The 17,235-nt window shown below is 62.2% G+C and carries 11 protein-coding genes; 4 read left to right on the forward strand and 7 right to left on the reverse strand.

Going from position 1 to position 17,235, the window contains the following annotated elements:
- Window positions 1-202: 202 nt before the first annotated feature.
- The 3 genes from galU to ABVQ20_RS25930 all read left to right on the forward strand — a co-directional run bounded on the left by galU (window position 203) and on the right by ABVQ20_RS25930 (window position 7,276).
- Complete coding sequence (gene galU / locus ABVQ20_RS25920) at window positions 203-1,108, forward strand: UTP--glucose-1-phosphate uridylyltransferase GalU (RefSeq protein WP_354462506.1); 906 nt, start codon at window positions 203-205, stop codon at window positions 1,106-1,108.
- Between the two features lie 670 nt (window positions 1,109-1,778).
- Window positions 1,779-6,074 (forward strand): beta strand repeat-containing protein, encoded by a 4,296-nt coding sequence (locus tag ABVQ20_RS25925; protein WP_354462507.1) that lies wholly within the window; start codon window positions 1,779-1,781, stop codon window positions 6,072-6,074.
- Window positions 6,075-6,178: 104 nt separating this feature from the next.
- On the forward strand, window positions 6,179-7,276 hold the full coding sequence (locus tag ABVQ20_RS25930) for a TIGR03032 family protein (protein ID WP_354462508.1): 1,098 nt from the start codon (window positions 6,179-6,181) through the stop codon (window positions 7,274-7,276).
- Window positions 7,277-7,325: 49 nt separating this feature from the next.
- On the opposite strand, the gene ABVQ20_RS25935 is transcribed toward ABVQ20_RS25930, so the two are convergent.
- Window positions 7,326-9,077: an outer membrane beta-barrel protein gene (locus tag ABVQ20_RS25935; protein ID WP_354462509.1), complete on the reverse strand. Its 1,752-nt coding sequence runs from the start codon at window positions 9,075-9,077 to the stop codon at window positions 7,326-7,328.
- A gap of 274 nt (window positions 9,078-9,351) precedes the next feature.
- Between ABVQ20_RS25935 and ABVQ20_RS25940 the strand changes: the two genes are divergently transcribed.
- Window positions 9,352-10,353, forward strand: coding sequence for a KpsF/GutQ family sugar-phosphate isomerase (locus tag ABVQ20_RS25940; RefSeq protein WP_354462510.1), 1,002 nt, complete (start codon window positions 9,352-9,354; stop codon window positions 10,351-10,353).
- Between the two features lie 4 nt (window positions 10,354-10,357).
- Here the strand turns inward: ABVQ20_RS25940 and ABVQ20_RS25945 are convergent, their stop codons facing one another.
- The 6 genes from ABVQ20_RS25945 to omp10 all read right to left on the reverse strand — a co-directional run bounded on the left by ABVQ20_RS25945 (window position 10,358) and on the right by omp10 (window position 17,232).
- Entirely contained in the window at window positions 10,358-10,822 is a 465-nt protein-coding gene (locus ABVQ20_RS25945; protein ID WP_354462511.1) for an NfeD family protein, read from the reverse strand.
- A 98-nt stretch (window positions 10,823-10,920) separates the two neighbouring features.
- Window positions 10,921-11,871: an SPFH domain-containing protein gene (locus ABVQ20_RS25950; protein ID WP_354462512.1), complete on the reverse strand. Its 951-nt coding sequence runs from the start codon at window positions 11,869-11,871 to the stop codon at window positions 10,921-10,923.
- 121 nt (window positions 11,872-11,992) lie between these two features.
- A complete protein-coding gene (locus ABVQ20_RS25955) occupies window positions 11,993-13,204 on the reverse strand; it encodes an NAD(P)/FAD-dependent oxidoreductase (protein ID WP_354462513.1) in 1,212 nt (403 codons plus the stop codon).
- Window positions 13,205-13,258: 54 nt separating this feature from the next.
- The gene (hemH, locus tag ABVQ20_RS25960; protein WP_354462514.1) at window positions 13,259-14,317 is read right to left on the reverse strand and encodes a ferrochelatase; all 1,059 of its coding nucleotides are present in this window, start codon (window positions 14,315-14,317) and stop codon (window positions 13,259-13,261) included.
- 141 nt (window positions 14,318-14,458) lie between these two features.
- Window positions 14,459-16,666, reverse strand: a complete 2,208-nt coding sequence (locus tag ABVQ20_RS25965; RefSeq protein ID WP_354462515.1) for a 5'-nucleotidase C-terminal domain-containing protein — start codon at window positions 16,664-16,666, stop codon at window positions 14,459-14,461.
- Window positions 16,667-16,854: 188 nt separating this feature from the next.
- Window positions 16,855-17,232: an outer membrane lipoprotein Omp10 gene (gene omp10, locus ABVQ20_RS25970; RefSeq protein ID WP_354462516.1), complete on the reverse strand. Its 378-nt coding sequence runs from the start codon at window positions 17,230-17,232 to the stop codon at window positions 16,855-16,857.
- Window positions 17,233-17,235: the final 3 nt, after the last annotated feature.

A 17,235-nucleotide genomic window follows, 5' to 3' on the forward strand; every position in this document is an offset into this window, starting at 1 on the left:
GGGTTACAATAGTTGACTTGCGGACGGTTCCGGAATGCGGCTTCAACCGCAAAGAGATGCCAGGACAGTTGCCGGAGCCGGAGTCTTAACTCTTGTCGAGTTATGAGATAATGCAAAAATGGCAGCTGTTTGCCGGCCTTTTGGGCGCCGTTCATTTCGAACGGATCTATGAGTTCTGACCTTCAGATGGATAGTTGACAGCATGAAGAGAGTTCGCAAGGCAGTTTTCCCGGTCGCCGGTCTCGGCACGCGGTTTCTCCCGGCCACCAAGGCTGTTCCCAAGGAAATGCTGACCGTCGTCGACAGGCCGGTCATCCAGTATGTGGTGGACGAAGCGCGCGAGGCGGGCATCGAGCATTTCATCTTCGTGACCGGCCGCAACAAGGCGGTGATCGAGGACCATTTCGATATCCAGTTCGAGCTCTATGACACGCTGGCACAACGCGGCAAGGACGAGCAGCTTGCCCGCCTGCAGCGGCTGCAGCCCTCGCCGGGCCAGACCAGCTTCACGCGCCAGCAGGTGCCGCTTGGCCTTGGCCATGCCGTCTGGTGCGCACGGGAACTGGTCGGCGACGAGCCCTTCGCTCTGCTCTTGCCGGACATGATCATGCAGTCGGAAAAGAGCTGCATGAAGGACATGGTCGAACTCTACGAGGAGACCGGCAACAATATTATCGCGGTGCAGGAATGCGACCCGCTTGAAACGCACAAGTATGGCATTGTCGGCCGTGGCGAGGATACGCATCACGGCTTCCGCATCACTGAGATGGTGGAGAAGCCGAAGACGGGCACGGCCCCTTCCAATCTCTACATCAACGGGCGCTACATCCTGCAGCCGGAGATCTTCAAGATCCTCGAAGGCCAGGAACGGGGCGCCGGCAACGAGATCCAGCTCACCGACGCGATGCTGAAGCTGGAAAAGCAGCAGCCCTTCTACGGCTACCACTACCAGGGACGCACATTCGATTGCGGCTCGCCGGAGGGGTTCGTCGAGGCCAATGTGGCCTTTGCCTTGTGGCGCAGCGACATGAACCAGAACATGGCTGGCGTCATCCGCACGCTTCTCGATGAGCTCAAGCCATCCGAACGGCGCGGCGCGGCGTTCTAGGGCGGTTCTGCGTTTCACGGAAACGCAGAACCCAGAATCACTCTGATTCTTCGTTTGGCGCAGTTCCGGACGGAAAACCGTTTCCTGGGATTGCTCCAGAGCCTGTTCCATCCCGACGGCATCGGGATGGGGTTCGATATGTTTGTTTGAGCCTGATCCCTTCCGAAAACCGGATTCATTTTTGGATCATGCTCCCGATCAATTGCTGAATGGCGATTGCTTTGTCACGTAGAAATTCAGTCGTCTTGAGGCTTGGCGCTTTTGTGCTGCAGGCGACACTGTCTATTTGAGTGCCTGCATGACATGTTCAATCCCGATCAATCCTAATCTGTATGACGGTGCGCCAAGGTCAGTTCATGTCAATTCTTCTGCGTTGTTGGGCAACGCAACGACTATGCGTTTGTTTGATGATCGCGATGTTTTAGCGCCTCTGTAGTAAAGCTGAAATTGTAAGGAATTTTTAGATGATTTTCTGAGTCTTTTTGAATCTGTCAATTTCCAATCGATAGTTCAAACCGATACGATTAAAGTCGTCAATCCGAGTTTGTTGCTGATGTTGCCGAATTAGCACAGCAAATCATTATCATTAGCGGCCTCTCAAGAATCCTTCGACTCGAATTGCAATTTTCGCGTGCAGGTTTATCCCTTGCCGCGCGGAGGGCATTTGAAAATGCATGAGCTTGGGTCGACGGTCGCGCTGGTTCGCGGCAGGGTGGAACTGTGTCCAAAGCGTCGCAGGTTGCTGTTGCTGGGCACGGCGCTCGGCTCGACGCTGATGGCGCTCTCGTCTCAGTCGTTCGCGGCCAGTTGTACGCAGCCGGCATCGCCTGCTCCGATCACCGTCAGTGGCGCTGTGACGCCCATATCATGCACCAATACCGATCCGCGTACGGCGACGGTGGCCGGTGACAATGCGATCGGCATCGCGACGACCGGCAACGCAAATACCGTCGACATCACTAACAGTGGGTCGCTGACGACGGACTCGACATCGCTGATCCCCAACCCGGTCTTCTCGCAATCGACTGGCGCGCGCGGCATTTATGCCGGTACGAACGGGGTCGGCGCCGACATCACAATCAAGAACACCGGCGACATCAACTCTTACAGCGACAGCATCAAGGCGACTGGCGACGCATCGAGCAGCCAAACGCACATCACCATCACCAATTCAGGCAACCTGACAGCCGGCCCCAATGCCGAAGGCATCTTCGGCCGCACCACCTATGGCTCCGACAATGTCGTGACCATCAACAACAGCGGCAGCATTACGACCGGCGACAGCGCATCGACGTCCGGCACCTCGACGGGCATCGTCGGCAATGTCGGCGGCGACAACGGGCTGGTCGACATCACCAACAGCGGCGCCATCACCACTTCTGGTCAGAGCGCTGCCGGTATTTCAGCCATTGCCAGCTACTATACCGGCTCCAACAGCAGCATTGTCATCAACAACAAGGCTGGCGGTACAATCACCACCACCAAGGGTGCCTATGGCATTTTTGCCCAGGCAGGCAGCATAGGTCCTGCCAATCCCGACAATGGCGGCACGATCAAGCTCACCAACGATGCCACGATCAGCGCCGGCTACATCGGTATCGGCGCCTTCACCTATGGCAGTGGCGGTGACATCACCATCACCAACAAGGCCTCCATCACGTCCGGAACGGGCGGCGACGACGGGTCGGACGGCATCAAGGCGGTGTCCAATGGTGGCGACACGACCCTCAGCGTCACCAACAGCGGGGCCATCGACACCACGGCCGGTGGGGCGAATTCGATAGGTATCGAGGCCATCAACGGCAAATTGTTCACCGGCTCGAACCTGCACATTTCCGTCACCAACACGGCAGACATCACGACCGGTGCGGATTCCGAAGGCATCTTCGCCCGCTCGGCCGGCGCAGGCGGCATGGTGACCGTTGACAACAGCGGCAACATCGTAACCGGGGCCAGTACGTCGACAAGCGGCGGATCGACCGGCATCTTCGCCGATGTCAGCGGCGACAACAGCCAGATCAGCGTCACCAACAACGGAACGATTCACACCATCGGATACAGTGCCGCCGGCATTTCGGCGATCGCCAACTATTACAGCGGCCAGGGCGACCACGGCAGCATCGTCATCAACAACAAGGCGGGCGGCACGATCACCACCGAGGGCGCCGGCGCCTATGGCATCTTCGCCCAGGCCGGTAGCGTCGGCAAGGCGAACCCGGACAATGGTGGCACGGTCCAGATCACCAACGCCGCGACGATCCATTCCGGCTACATGGGTATCGCCGGGTTCACCTATGGTAGCGGTGGCAACGTCACCATCGACAACAAGGGCGCCATCACCTCGGGCACCGGCGGGCTTGCCGGCTCGGACGGCATCAAGGCCTTGGCCAACATGGGTGACTCCACCATCACCATCACCAACAGCGGTGACATCGACACCACCGGTGGCGGCAACAAATCCGTCGGTATCGAAGCCATCAATGGTCCATCATTCACCGGCACCGACCTAGTTATTTCGGTGACGAACAGCGGCAATATCACCACCGCAGCCGAATCCGTGGGCATCAAGGCTGCCTCCTATGGCGCCAACGCCAAGGTGACGGTCGACAACAGCGGCAGCATCCAGACCGGCACGAGCACGTCGGGCAGCGGTGGCTCGACCGGTATCTTCGCCGACGTCACCGGCGATAACGCCCAAGTCAACGTCACCAACAGCGGTGCGATCACCACCAGCGGCAAGAGCGCCGCCGGCATTTCGGCGATCGCCAACTACTATGGCGTCAGCAACGGCACCATCATCGTTCCAACGAATAACGGCAGCGTCGTCGTCAACAACAAGGCTGGCGGCACGATCACCACGACAGGCAGTGACGCCCTCGGCATTTTCGCCCAGGCGGGCAGCAAGGAACCCGCCGGCCAGGATCCCAATCCAGACAATGGCGGCACGGTTGACGTCACCAATGCTGCAGCAATCAACTCCGGTAGCCACGGCATCGGCGCCTACACATACGGTACCGACGGCACCGTCACCGTCACCAACAGCGGCAAGATATTCTCGACGAATGGCAACGGTATCTATGCCAAGTCGAACAGCGATGACAGCAGCGTCATCATCACCAACAGTGCCTCGGTCGGTTCGGGGAACGGCACCGCCGCCATCGCGGCCTATTCGCTCGGCGCAAACAGCGGCATCACGATCGGGATCACGGGAACCAGCAGCGTCATCAGGGGCAATAGCGGCTTTGGCGTGATTGCCGAGGCGACTGGTGACGCGAGCAGTGTCGTTATCACCAGTGGCGCGGACATCTACGGCAAACTCGGTGGCATCAAGGTCAACTCGACAGATGGATCGACTGTCAACATCAGCGCCGGCGGTTATGTCGGCGCGGAAAATGACCTCGCCATCGAATCGACCGCCGGAACGGTCGAAATCAACAATTCCGGCAAGATCTTCGGCCGCGTTGTATTGAGCGGTGACGGAAACGTCATGAATATCAACGACGGCGGCCTGTTCAGGGCAATCACCGACAGCAATTTCGGCGCCGCTGGCAACACGCTCAACAATTCCGGCACCATCAATGCGTCAGGCGGTTCTGTCAGCTTCCTTGGCCTCGCAAGCTTCGTCAATGGCAGCACCGGCTCGGGAGCCGGCCTGACGACGATGATCGACGGCGTGGCCGGCGACAAGCTGACCACGAGCGGGAACTTCACCGGACAGGGCAATTCAAAGCTCGGCGTCGACGTCAACTTCGCAACCAGCACCGCCGATACGCTGACGATCGGCGGCAATGCCTCCGGCCACACGGAGCTGGTCGTGAACGTTGTCGGCGGTGGCGCGCCCAATGTCTTTGTCCCCGTGGTCACGGTGACCGGGACGACGCTCGCCAGCGATTTCGAGCTGGCAGGTCCCGTAAGCGGTGGCTTCTTCACCTACGGTCTGTTCCTGCGGGGTAACACGCACGGCCTGGAATCCACTGGCCTTAGCAATGCGGCGTTCGAACTGCCCGGTGGCATGACAGGCGCGCAGAATGTGTGGCAGGACACCACCGATTTCTGGCAGGACCGCATGGCGGACCTGCGGACCGAGGCAAGCGGCGTGCACAATGCCGACATCGTCGTATCGACACCCACCCCGCGCATGGGCGGGCTGTGGGCGCGCGCGGCAGGCGACTGGTCCGATCAGGACGGCAGCGTGAGCTATGTCGATCCGATTTCCCACACGCCCGAGACGGTCAATCTTGATCGCAGGCAGAACACCGGTGCGTTCCTGGGCGGCGTCGACATGGGGATCGAAGGCGTTGCCGGTGGCGACGTCATGTTCGGCCTGATGGCCGGCTATGTCACGTCGACACTGGACTTCACCGCGACGGGCGACAGCTGGCAATACAAGGGCGGCACGGTTGGCGCCTATGCGACCTACCTGAACGGCGGCTTCTATCTCGATGGCCTGCTCAAGGCGGACTTCCTGAATGTCGACATCAACGACAATCACGGCAATGCCAGCACCAATGCCACCAATATCGGCGTGCGCCTGGATACCGGCTATCGTTTCGCGACCGGCTGGGGCTTCATCGAGCCTCAGGCGAGCCTGCAATGGGTTCACACGCAGATGGATTCCCTGTCCCTCTTCGGCGGTGATGTCTCCTTCGACAACGGCAGCAGCGGCCGTGCCCGGATCGGCGTGCGTGTCGGAACCGACATGCAGATGAACGGCATGACCGTCACGCCGGACCTGACGCTGAGCGTCTGGAACCATTTCGGCAGCAGCAACAGCGTCGGCATCGACTTCCCCGGCAGCGCCTTCTCGACCTCCGACAGTACGGGCAATGGCACGTTTGGGGAGGTTGGCGCCGGTGTGAGCGTGGCGAGCGCCAACAACTGGTCGGGCGTTGTCCGCGGCAGCTACCGGTTCGGCGACGGATTAAGTGCAGGGTCTCTCGGCGCGACGCTGCGCTACAGCTGGTAGTTCGATAGTTTGCCTAACCCTTGCGCCGGCCCTCGTGGCCGGCGTAGTCGTTGGAGGATTTCCTTCGGGACGGCGGAGCATTCCAACACATGGGAAGCGATAGCGTGAGCAATTCCACGACCGGCGAGACCGCAGCAAAACCGACGGAGACGTCGGCCGGCGCACAGGAACAGCAGACCAACGTTTCGCTGTCACGCGGCTTCGTCAACTGGATGGAGACGGCGCAGTGTTCGCTGGCCTTCACCTCCTACCAGAGCGGGCAGCTGTTCCTGGTTGGCCTGACCGGCGACAGGAAGACATCGATCCACCAGACCAACTTCACCCGCGCCATGGGTATCACCATCGCCGGACAGCGCATCCTGCTTGCCTCGGACACCGCGATATGGCGGCTGGAAAACATCCTCGGCCCCGGACAGGTCGCCAACAATGTCCATGATCGCATGTATATGCCGCGCGCGGCGTCCTACACCGGCGATCTCGACATCCATGAGCTGGCCGTTCGCGACGATGGGCAGATCGTGTTCATCAACACCAAGTTCTCCTGCCTGGCGACGCTCAGCCCGACGCATTCCTTCCGGCCGCTGTGGAAGCCCTCCTTCATCAGCAAGCTGGTGCCGGAGGACCGCTGCCATCTCAACGGCCTGGCCATGCAGAACGGCCGGGCGCGCTACGTCACCGCCATCAGCCGTTCGGATTCGGTCGGCGGCTGGCGCGACCGCCGCTGGGAGGGCGGCATGATCATCGACATCACGGAGGACAAGGTCGTCGTCGAGGACCTGTCGATGCCGCATTCGCCGCGCTTCCACGATGGTGCGCTCTGGGTGCTCGATTCCGGCCGTGGCTTCCTTGTCCGCATCGACCCCAAGACCAACGAAAAGCAGAACATCGCCTTCTGCCCCGGCTTCCTGCGCGGCCTGAGCTTTTTCGGCCGCTTTGCGCTGGTGACGGCATCGCTGCCGCGCGACGGGCTTTTCAAGGACCTGCCGCTTCAGGTCAATCTGGAGACGCGCGACGCCGAGCCACGCTGCGCGATCTACATCATCGACCTGCACACGGGCGGCATCGCCGAATGGATCGAGCTCAGGGGGCATATCACCGAGCTGTTCGATGTCGCGGTCATGCCAGGATGTCGCTGCCCCTCGTCGGTGCCGTTGAACAGCCCGAACATGGCGTCACTGATCACGATTGATACCGATGGCTGAAGCCTGATCCATGCCGACCGAGACGGGTCGGCGTTCTCCTGGCGATTGTTCAGCGCTGCAGCTTCAGCCCGAGGAAGACGCTGTTGGCCGTGTAGTTGCGTCCCGGCAGGTTGCTGGTCAGTTTCTCGGTCCGGGCGCGGCTGGTCAGGCCGACGTACCGGTTCAGCCACCATGTCAGGCCGGCCTCGGCGCTCAGCGTCAGGTCGTGGCCGTCGATACCGGTATAGTCGCGCCAGTCCAGGCCCAATGCCGCATTCCCGGTAAGATTGGCGCGGATTTGCCGCTCGCCCGTTAGCCGTCCTGAATAGAGGATGTCGCCGCTCTGGCCGGCGGTGGTCGAGTCCTCGATCATCGTCTGCCCGGTCAGGCCGATGATGGTGCCGCGCTCTGGCGACCATTTCACGTCGGCATTGACCGACGGCCCCGAAATGGCCGGCAGGCGGTCGTCGCTGATCGCCTCGCGCAGCCATCCGGCCGAAAATTCGCCGGCCAGTTTCTCGCCGAGGTCGAGCTTCGTTCCCACCCTGGCGCCGAGCGTGGTAGAGGACCGGTCGAAGCCGCTGCTGTCCACACCCAGGTCATAGACCCTGCGGCCAAGCTCCACCTCGGTGAAGGGCGTGAGCGCCGGGGATATCTCGTAGCCGGTGCGCAGCTTCATCGAGTAGAGAGTGGAATCGCGATCCTTCTGCGACAGCGAGGTGCCGTCGTTAAGCTTGGCGTCGCCAAAAGTGTCGTGCGCGATGCCGCCGGTCACCGTGAACTGCATCTTGCCGACATCTTTTTCGAGGCCGAGGCTGCCGTTCACGGTCTGACGTACCGGCTGCGAACTCGAATCGGGAACGGCGCCCGGCGCGGATGCCGATTCCGGCACGGCTTCATAACCGAGTTTGGCGATGGCGCGCAGTTCATTGTCGAGATCGACATTGAGCTGGCCTTCGATACGGCCCTGCGCGTCATGCACCTGTTCGCCGGAAATGGTCTCGCGGAAGATGCCATAGCCGTCGATGGTCGCCGAATTCTCACGCCAATCTGAGATGGCGTTGAAACGCAATGCGGTTTCCGAAAGCAGGGCAGAACTGCCGGTACTGCTCGAATCGGCGTTCGATGAAGCAGTCAAACCTTGTTCAAGCGTCGGCCGGATGATGAAAGAGCCCCATTTGACGCCGGTAGCGGCAAAGGGATCGTCCTCGGCCTTCTTCTTCTGGCCTTCGATCGCTGCCGTGCGCTCGGCGCCGGGATCAAGCTTCAGCCTGTCGGCGGAATCGACCGTGAGGGCGCGAGAGTTGGCTGGCTGCTGATCCGTCGCCGCTGCGTCGATATCGCCGGTCGCGGCGTTGTCCGCCGCCGTTGTGGTGGTGGTCTTCTTCGCCTTCTTGTTGGCTGCGGTCTGCTTGGCGGCCTTGGCCTGGTCAGCCGTACGTTGTCTCGCTGCCGCCGATTGGCGCGGCTTGGGCGGCGTCGGGGTGTCAGCCGATGTGTCGTCAGGGGTCGTTGGCGGGTCGAAGACGCTGGCGGTTGTGGGCGCGTCGGTATCGGGCACCGCGCCCGCGCTGGCCGGCAGGTAGGTGCGTGGGCTTTCCTGCGTCGGAGCATTGGCCGATGCTGCCTGTCCCTGACCGGCCTGGGCCCTTTTCTGCTGGTCGGCCAGGATCGCCGATTCCGACACCTCGCCGCGCAGGTCCGTTTCCTGGGCGTAGAGCAAAGCAGGCCGCAGCAGGCCGAAGACGCTCGTCGCCAGCAGCAAGGCGCAGACCGCTTTGCCCTTTCGTCCTCTTCGTTTTTCTGGCTGGACCCCGGACATCGCCACCACTGCTCGCGCGGCGCACGCGCGCCATACTTACCGAACCGTAAATGGGGATGGTTAACGGAGGGTTGAGGCGGCGGTTGATCAGCGTGCTAAAGCGCTGATGTCCGAAAGGATTTCGAGGTTTGCTCCAAGTCCCTTTTTCCCATGCATGGCGCCATGCATGAGCCGCCGAACCTCATGCCGTGTGGCCAGGCGAGACCCTGGAACACATGCATCACGTGGTATTTCCGTTGGACACGAACGCGGCAAAGCGTTAAGCGCATCTCCCATGCATGCGGGATCCCTAGAAAAGAAGCAGCTGGACGGGCAAGCTTCGATTGCCTCGGCACTGCGAACGTTGGCGACCGAACAAGCCGGAGTCGCGGCTTTGGCCGCCGCACTCGAGAACGGATTGGCCGAGCCGTTCGCGCAAGCCGTCGACATGGTGTCGAAGATCAATGGCCGCGTCATCGTTACAGGCGTCGGCAAGAGCGGCCATATCGGCTCGAAGATCGCGGCCACATTCGCCTCGACCGGCACGCCGGCTTTCTTTGTCCATCCCGCGGAGGCCAATCACGGCGATCTCGGCATGATCGCCAGGGATGACGCCATCATCGCCCTGTCGTGGTCGGGCGAAAGCAAGGAACTCCAGGGCATCGTCGCCTATTCGCGGCGCTTTTCCATTCCGCTGATCGCGGTCACAGCAGGCGAGACCTCGGCGCTGGCGCGCGCGGCCGACGTGGTGCTGTTGCTGCCGCGCGTGCCGGAGGCTTGCCCTCATGGCCTCGCCCCGACCACATCGACGCTGCTGCAACTGGTCATGGGCGATGCTCTGGCCATTGCGCTGCTCGAAGCGCGTGGTTTTACGCCGGATCATTTCCGCACGTTTCATCCCGGCGGCCAGCTTGGCGCCAACCTGACGCAGATCCGCGAGATCATGCATGTCGGCGACAGGTTGCCACTGGTGGCCTCAGGCACGGGCATGCAGGACGCGATCCTGGAACTCTCGCGCAAGGGCTTTGGCTGCGTGGCGGTGACGTCTGCGGATGGGGCGTTGGTCGGCATCATCACCGATGGCGACATAAGGCGCCATATCGGCAGCGATCTTCTGGCGATGACGGTCGATCAGGTCATGACCAGGGGGCCGAAAACGGCTGGACCTGACACACTGGTGGCGACAGCATTGCAGACGATCAACACATCGGCCATCACCAGCCTGATGGTGGTGGAGGGCACGCGGCCAATAGGGCTTGTCCACCTCCACGACCTGCTGCGTATCGGCGCGGCCTGAACGCTCAGACCGGCTCGACCGTCAGTTCCAGATCCGTATCGGCTGCACCGACGACACGCACCTGCGTGCCGGCCGGCAGATCCGGGCCGGAGACGCGCCAGAGCGTGTCGCCAAGCTTTATGCGGCCGCGGCCATTGCGGATCGGTTCAGCAAGTGTCGCCATCCGGCCGATCAATTGCTGGCCGCGTCGGTTGAGCAGCGGCTGGTCGGTCTTGCCGTCCTTGCGGCCAACCAGTTTCTTGCCGGCATAGGCCGAGACCAGCGACAGCACCAGGAAGGCCAGGACCTGGACCTGCCAGGTCCAGATGGCGGCGTCCCAGATAAGCAGCGATACCACCCCGATCAGCAGTGCCGCGATGCCGATCCACAGCATGAACGCGCCGGGTGTGACGATTTCCATCACCAGCAGGACGAAGCCCAGGACCATCCAGTTCCATGGGCCGAGTTCGGAAACTATGCGGTCGAGCATGGGCGTGCGCTCCTACTTCTTGTTGAGCATGATCGTTTTGTTGAGCATGATCGTTTCCGAAAATCGGTTCCCAGTTTTCGCGATCAGCTCCAACGATCTCAGCTATCGCTCGGGCGAACCACCGGCGGGCGGGCAGCCTGCCGCGCAGCGCCGGCGGTGCCTTCGCTCCTGAAGACCTCCTTGGCAATCTCGCCGATGCCGCCAAGTGTGCCGATCAGCGCCGAGGCTTCCATCGGCATCAGCACAACCTTGCTGTTCGTGGCTGTGCCGATCCTGCCCAGTGCTTCGGTGTATTTCAGCGCGACGAAGTAATTCAGCGCTTGCACGTCGCCCTTGGAGATGGCTTCCGACACCACCTGCGTGGCGCGGGCTTCGGCCTCGGCGGAGCGTTCGCGCGCCTCGGCGTCGCGGAAGGCAGCTTCCTTGCGGCCCTCGGCTTCGAGGATCTGCGACTGCTTGAGGCCTTCGGCGGCGAGGATCTGGGCGCGCTTGTTACGCTCGGCGGTCATCTGGCGGCCCATCGATTCGATGAGGTTGGCCGGCGGGTTGATGTCCTTGATCTCGACGCGGGTGATCTTGATGCCCCACGGATGCGCGGCTTCGTCGACAACGCGCAGCAGGCGTTCGTTGATGGCGTCGCGGTTCGACAGCAATTCGTCGAGGTCCATCGAGCCCATGACGGTACGGATGTTGGTCATCGTCAGGTTGAGGATAGCGTTCTGCAGGCCGGAGACCTGATAGGCCGCCTGCGGCGCGTTGAGGATCTGGAAGAAGGCGATGCCGTCGACGCCGACGATGGCGTTGTCGCGGGTGATGATTTCCTGGCTCGGAACATCCAGCACCTGCTCCATCATGTTCATCTTGGCGCCGATGCGATCGACGAAGGGCACGATGAGATTGAGACCGGGAGTCAGTGTCCTGGTGTAACGCCCGAAGCGCTCCACCGTATAGTTAAAGCCTTGCGGGATTGTCCTGATGCCCTTGAAAAGCACCAGCACGATAAGGAAAGCGAGAACAATAATCGCGATATCGAAACCACTGAAATTCATTTGGCTCTCCCTCAGACGCCAACCGCGCGAGCCACTCTCGCGCAACCAGCCTCACCAAAGACTTAAGTGTGTTTCAGCAGCGTTACAATCTAGTGATGAGGGATTGTTTTGTTGAATGCACTCAGCGGTTGAAGGCAAACAGCGGTGCATCCGTGTCGCTGAGCCCGTTGATCGAGGCCGATACGATCTCACAAGCGATCTGCGAGAAGGTAATGCCATTGCCGCCATACCCCATCACGGCATGGATGCGTGGATGGCGGGGAAGGGCGCCGATATAGGGCAGGCCGGTGGTGGTGGTGCCGAAGGAGCCGGTCCAGGCGAATTGCGGTGTCGTATCGAGCCGCGGGAACAGCCGGCCAAGCTTTTCGGCGATGCGCTGGCTCTTGGCGGCAAGCAGGGCATCGCGCCGTGTCTCGTCGACGAAATCCTCGTCCTCGCCGCCGCAGATGACCCTGCCGTCTGCGGTCGCGCGCATATAGAGGTAGGGGTCCGAAGCCTCCCAGATGAATGCTCTGCCCGGCCAGAGTTTTCGCGGCTGCGGTCGCGTCGCGATCGCCCATGTAGAGATGATCTGGTGGCCTGTCGCGGGCACGATGTCGGTCAACTCGTAACCTGTCGCCAGAACCAGATGCTTTGCCGTGATGGTCGGGCCGTCGCTTGTGGCAACGACCACCTCGTCCGCGCTGTCCTCGATCCCTGTTGCTTCGACGGGTGCATGGAAGCGCGCCTTGCGCTCCTGCGCCTTGAGAAGCAGCCCGGCGGTGAGCTTGCGTGGATCGACCGCGATGTTGCCATGGTTGAGGATGGCGCCATCGCGGTCGACGTCGAACTGCTCAGCCAGCGGGCCAGGGGTCAGGTAGGTTGCGGCGATGCCCGCCTGGCGTCGCGCATCCGCCTCGTCACGCAGATCGGACGGGCCGAGCACGGCACCGGCCAGATAGAGCGACTGAGTGCGGGTCGGGCCGCAATTGATGGAAAGCCGGTCGATGCGAGCGGCAAGATTGGAGACAGCGAGGCGTGAGCGCCGCCAGGCCTGTTGCGCCGAGGTCCTGCCGATCATCTTCGAGAGTTTCGTCAACGGCTGGTCGATCTCGAACTGCACCAGCGCGGTCGTTGCCGATGTCGAACCCTTCAGCGGCCCACGCCGGTCGATGCAGACAACCGAATGGCCGTCTGCGGTCAGCGTTTCGGCCATCATGGCGCCGCTGATGCCCATGCCGACGATCAGAACGTCGGCCTTGATGTCGCGCGTTAGCGGTGCGGTCGGGACGGCGGGCGCACGATAGGCAGACCAGACGGGTCGGCCGCTTCTGAGGTCGAGTTTGCGGGGCATCTAATTCTCCGGAAGGCGCCCCTCAACGCCCCGGCGTGCCGGTGGTTCCGGGCGTCAGACCCAGCCGGACAATTCCCGGCGCACCATCGCCTCGATCACCGCCATGCCCTCCGGGCTGTCGTTCAGGCAAGGGATGTGCGCGAATTTTTCGCCGCCCGCATGGTGGAAGGTCTCCGCCACCTCGCGGCCGATCTCATCCAGCGTCTCGATGCAGTCGACCGAAAAGCCCGGATTGAGGATGGCGATCGACTTCACGCCCTCCTTGCCAAGCTTCTCGACGGTCTTGTCGGTGTAGGGCTGCAGCCATTCCTGCGCGCCGAAACGCGACTGGAAGGTGGTGATCAGCTTCTTCTCGCTCCAGCCGAGCTTCTCGCGCAGCAGGCGCGTCGTCTCAAGGCAATGGGCTTGGTAGGGATCACCCTTGTCGGAATATGGTTTCGGGATGCCGTGATAGGAGGTGATGACCACCTCCGGTTCGAAATCCAGCCTCGCCAGATGCTGCTTGAGCGAACGGGCGAGCGCCTCGATATAGACCGGCTCGTTGTAATAGGGCGGCACGCTGCGGACAGCGGGTGCGGCGCGCATCTTCATCAGGGCGCGAAACAGCTGGTCGTTGGCGGTTGCGGTCGTCGTCGCCGAATATTGCGGATAGAGTGGAAAAGCGAGGATGCGGTCGCAGCCTTGGCCAACCAGCTTTTCGGCGATGCTCGCGGTCGAAGGGTTGCCGTAGCGCATCGCCCAGTCGACGACGACATTGGGCTGATCGCCAAGCATCTGGGCGAGCTTCTCGCCTTGCGCGCGGGTGAAGGTGCGCAGCGGCGACTCGTTCTTTTGCCGGTTCCAGATCCTGGCGTAGTTGGCGCCGGACTTCTTCGGCCGCGTGGTGAGCACAAGGCCGTAGAGGATCGGGTACCAGATCGCCCGGTTGAGTTCGATTACGCGCGGGTCGGACAGGAATTCCCTGAGATAGCGCCACATCGGCTTGAAATCGGTGCCGTCCGGCGTCCCCAGATTGACCAGCATGACCCCGACCTTGCCGGTGCCGGCCGACACTGCGGGCTTCGGGCGTTTCAGCTTGGCGGAATTGGTGTCGATGGCGGTGGACAGGGTCATCAGGGTTTCTCCGAGACCGCGAACCTAGCGATCTTGCCGGTGCTTTCAATGCAGCGCGTGGCCGCACCTTATCGCGCTTCGTCCGGAAACGGAAAACCCGCCCGGTTTCCCGGGCGGGTGCGATGAATTTCCTGGACGGGCCTATTTGGCAGCGGGTGGGATCGTCAAGGTCGCTCCGAGCGGGAGCCGATGCGGCTGGTATCCCTTGTTGGCGCCCGAGATCACCTTCCACTTGGTGGCGTCGCCATAGGCCTTCTCAGCCAGGTCCCAGTAGGTGTCGCCAGAGACGATCACGTGGCTGGTTTCGGCCGGTGCGGCTTCAGCGGGCTTGGCGGGTTCCGTGGCAGGGGCGGGTGTGGATGCCGCAGGAGCCGCTTCGGCCGGCTTTGCCGGCTCGGCAGGCGTGGCCTCGGCTGGCTTGGCAGGTTCGGCGGCCGGAGCAGGTGCGGTTGCCGCGTCGGCTGGCGCTGGAGCAGCAGGCGCCGGTGCCTGCTGTGCGGGCGGGACTGGAGGCGCTGGCGCCGTTTCTGTCGATATGGCCGGCGGAGTGTTGGCGATATCGCCGGAATTGGTCGGCAATTCGGGCATTGCGGGCGCCGCGTCGGCCGGCTTGGCAGGCTGAGTTGCCGGGGCAGGCCCCGCGGTCGGTGCAGGTGCCGCATCCGCCGCCTTCGCCGGCTGGGCGGGGGCTGCCTCGACCGGCTTGGTCGCTTCAGCTGCGGGTGCCGCGGCAACGGTGGCGGCGATCTCGGTGATGCGGCCATCGAGCTTGGGCGTATAGGGCCGGTGCGCGGCGAGATAGTCGGCCACTACCTGTTCGAGGCCCGGGCCATAATCGTAGGCGTTCTTGGCCTTGTCGGCGAAGATCTTGTAGCCGTCGCCGCCCTGGCGGACATAGTTGTTGGTGGCGACCAGATAGTCCTTGTCCGGATTGATCGGCGTCCACGCGCCATTTTCCATGACCTCGACAGACTTGAGGCGGCCGGCATTGGGCGCGACCGACCTGTCGAACGCGTATTTCAGGCCGGCAACCTGGGGAAAGCGTCCGGCGCCGTCCTCGATCTGACTGAGGCCGTTCTCGAGGCCGGCAACAAGGTCCTTGCCGGAAATCTGGAACGTCGCCAGCGTGTTCTGGAACGGCAGCACCGTCAGCACTTCGCCCATGGTGACGGTGCCCTTGTCGATAGAGGCGCGCAGGCCGCCGCCGTTGGAGATGGCGATCTCGACGCCCTGTCCCTTGACGCGGTCGAGGATCGCGTCGGAAACGAGGTTGCCCATCGAACACTCGTGGGCGCGGCAGCTCTGGCGGCTGCCGTCGATCACATCGGTGGTCTCGGCCACCTCCTTGTTCTTCAGCGCCTCGATCGGCGCGCCAAGTTCCTTGATGCGGGCAAGCACCGCAGGATCGGGTGTGATCGACTTGTCGAGAGGGATCGGGTTGCCGCTGGCTTCCTTGACCTTGCCGTTGTCGTCAAACACGACCTTGAATTCGCCGAGATACTTCGAATAGGCCTCCGCCTGCACGACCGGCACCTTGTAGCCGCCGGAGTTGTCGACCATCGTCGGGTAGGGGCCTTCGGCCTTCGGATCAGTGTTGGACAGCAGCGAATGGCTGTGGCCGCCAACCACGACATCGATGCCCGGTATCTTGGCGATGACGTCGCGCTCGCGCGGATAGCCGATATGGGTCACGGCGATGATCTTGTTGACGCCTTGCGCCTGCAGCTTCTCGACCTCGGCAGTGATCGACTTGACGTCATTCTCGATGGTGATGTTCGGGCCTGGTGACGAGAGTTCCGGGGTGTCGTTGGTGACGGCGCCGATGATGCCGATCTTCTGGCCGCCGACCTCAAGCACGATCGACGGCTTGACCCGGTCGCCAAGCTTGGACTGGGCGTTGGCCTTCACATTGGCGCCGAGCACCGGAAACTTGATCATGTCCAGAAAGGGCGCAAGGGCTGCCTCGCCATCGTCGAACTCGTGGTTGCCGAGCGCCATGGCGTCGAACTTCATGTCGTTGAGGAACTCGCCTTCGATCTTGCCCTTGTAGGTCGTGTAGAAAAGCGATCCCTGGAAATTGTCGCCGGCGCTGAGCAGCAGCACATTCTGGCCCTCCAGCTTCTTGCGCTCCTGGGCGATCGCCGTGACGAGACGGGCCGCGCCGCCGATGCACTCGCCCTTGGTCTCCTCGTCGGCCGAGCAGGTCGTTTCGTATTTGTTGTTGCCCTCGATGCGGCTGTGCCAGTCGTTGATGTGCAGGATGTTCAGTGTGTAGTCGGCAAAGGATGCGCCGGCCGACAAGCCGAGCGTGGATACCGAAAGGGCGGCAATGGCGGCGATCTTCTTCATCTTTGTCTCCTGGATGAACCAACCAGAGGCGTTTAACGCCCTTGCTTGACTGCGGTGCGACAGCAGCTTTTTCAGCATGTTCCCATCGCGTTCCCGGTGATGCAAGCAGAAATCCGGGTTCCTTTTGCCGGCATAAAAAAGAACGGCGGCCAATGGCCGCCGTCCTCAAATCAAGGCTGCCTGTATGTTCAGGTGCGCCTGGTCAGCACGAAGTTCTGGCCGCTGGAGCTGGTGCAGTTAAGCTGGCTGGTGGAGATCATCAGGCAGTTGAAGCTGATCGGCGTCTGGCGGATCAGCGAGGTACCATTGATCTGGACCGACGTGGCGCCGGTCATGGTGTAGCTGCCGTTGGACAGTTTCTGGCCAGTGTCGGTCGCCACGGTGGTGAAATTGCCGCCGGCGAAGGTCGACAGACCCGTGCCCTTGGCGTCGATCCACGAACCTTCGACCCCCTTGGGCGCCGCCGCCATTGGCGGTTCGCTTGGGCCGGTCGTGTTGCAGGCGGCAAGGGCCACGGCCATGGCCGTGACAATGCCGGCCGAAAGCAGTTTGCGCGCAATCGTCATTCT

Source organism: Mesorhizobium shangrilense, assembly GCF_040537815.1.
Classification (GTDB): Bacteria; Pseudomonadota; Alphaproteobacteria; order Rhizobiales; family Rhizobiaceae; genus Mesorhizobium; species Mesorhizobium shangrilense.

Coding starts and splice junctions, on each gene's coding strand:
- ABVQ20_RS25925 (WP_354462507.1), top strand. CDS start 1,779: ATGCATGAGCTTGGGTCGACGGTCGCGCTGGTTCGCGGCAGGGTGGAA.
- ABVQ20_RS25940 (WP_354462510.1), top strand. CDS start 9,352: ATGCATGCGGGATCCCTAGAAAAGAAGCAGCTGGACGGGCAAGCTTCG.
- ABVQ20_RS25965 (WP_354462515.1), bottom strand. CDS start 16,666: ATGAAGAAGATCGCCGCCATTGCCGCCCTTTCGGTATCCACGCTCGGC.
- ABVQ20_RS25945 (WP_354462511.1), bottom strand. CDS start 10,822: ATGCTCGACCGCATAGTTTCCGAACTCGGCCCATGGAACTGGATGGTC.
- omp10 (WP_354462516.1), bottom strand. CDS start 17,232: ATGACGATTGCGCGCAAACTGCTTTCGGCCGGCATTGTCACGGCCATG.
- ABVQ20_RS25950 (WP_354462512.1), bottom strand. CDS start 11,871: ATGAATTTCAGTGGTTTCGATATCGCGATTATTGTTCTCGCTTTCCTT.
- galU (WP_354462506.1), top strand. CDS start 203: ATGAAGAGAGTTCGCAAGGCAGTTTTCCCGGTCGCCGGTCTCGGCACG.
- ABVQ20_RS25935 (WP_354462509.1), bottom strand. CDS start 9,077: ATGTCCGGGGTCCAGCCAGAAAAACGAAGAGGACGAAAGGGCAAAGCG.
- ABVQ20_RS25955 (WP_354462513.1), bottom strand. CDS start 13,204: ATGCCCCGCAAACTCGACCTCAGAAGCGGCCGACCCGTCTGGTCTGCC.
- hemH (WP_354462514.1), bottom strand. CDS start 14,317: ATGACCCTGTCCACCGCCATCGACACCAATTCCGCCAAGCTGAAACGC.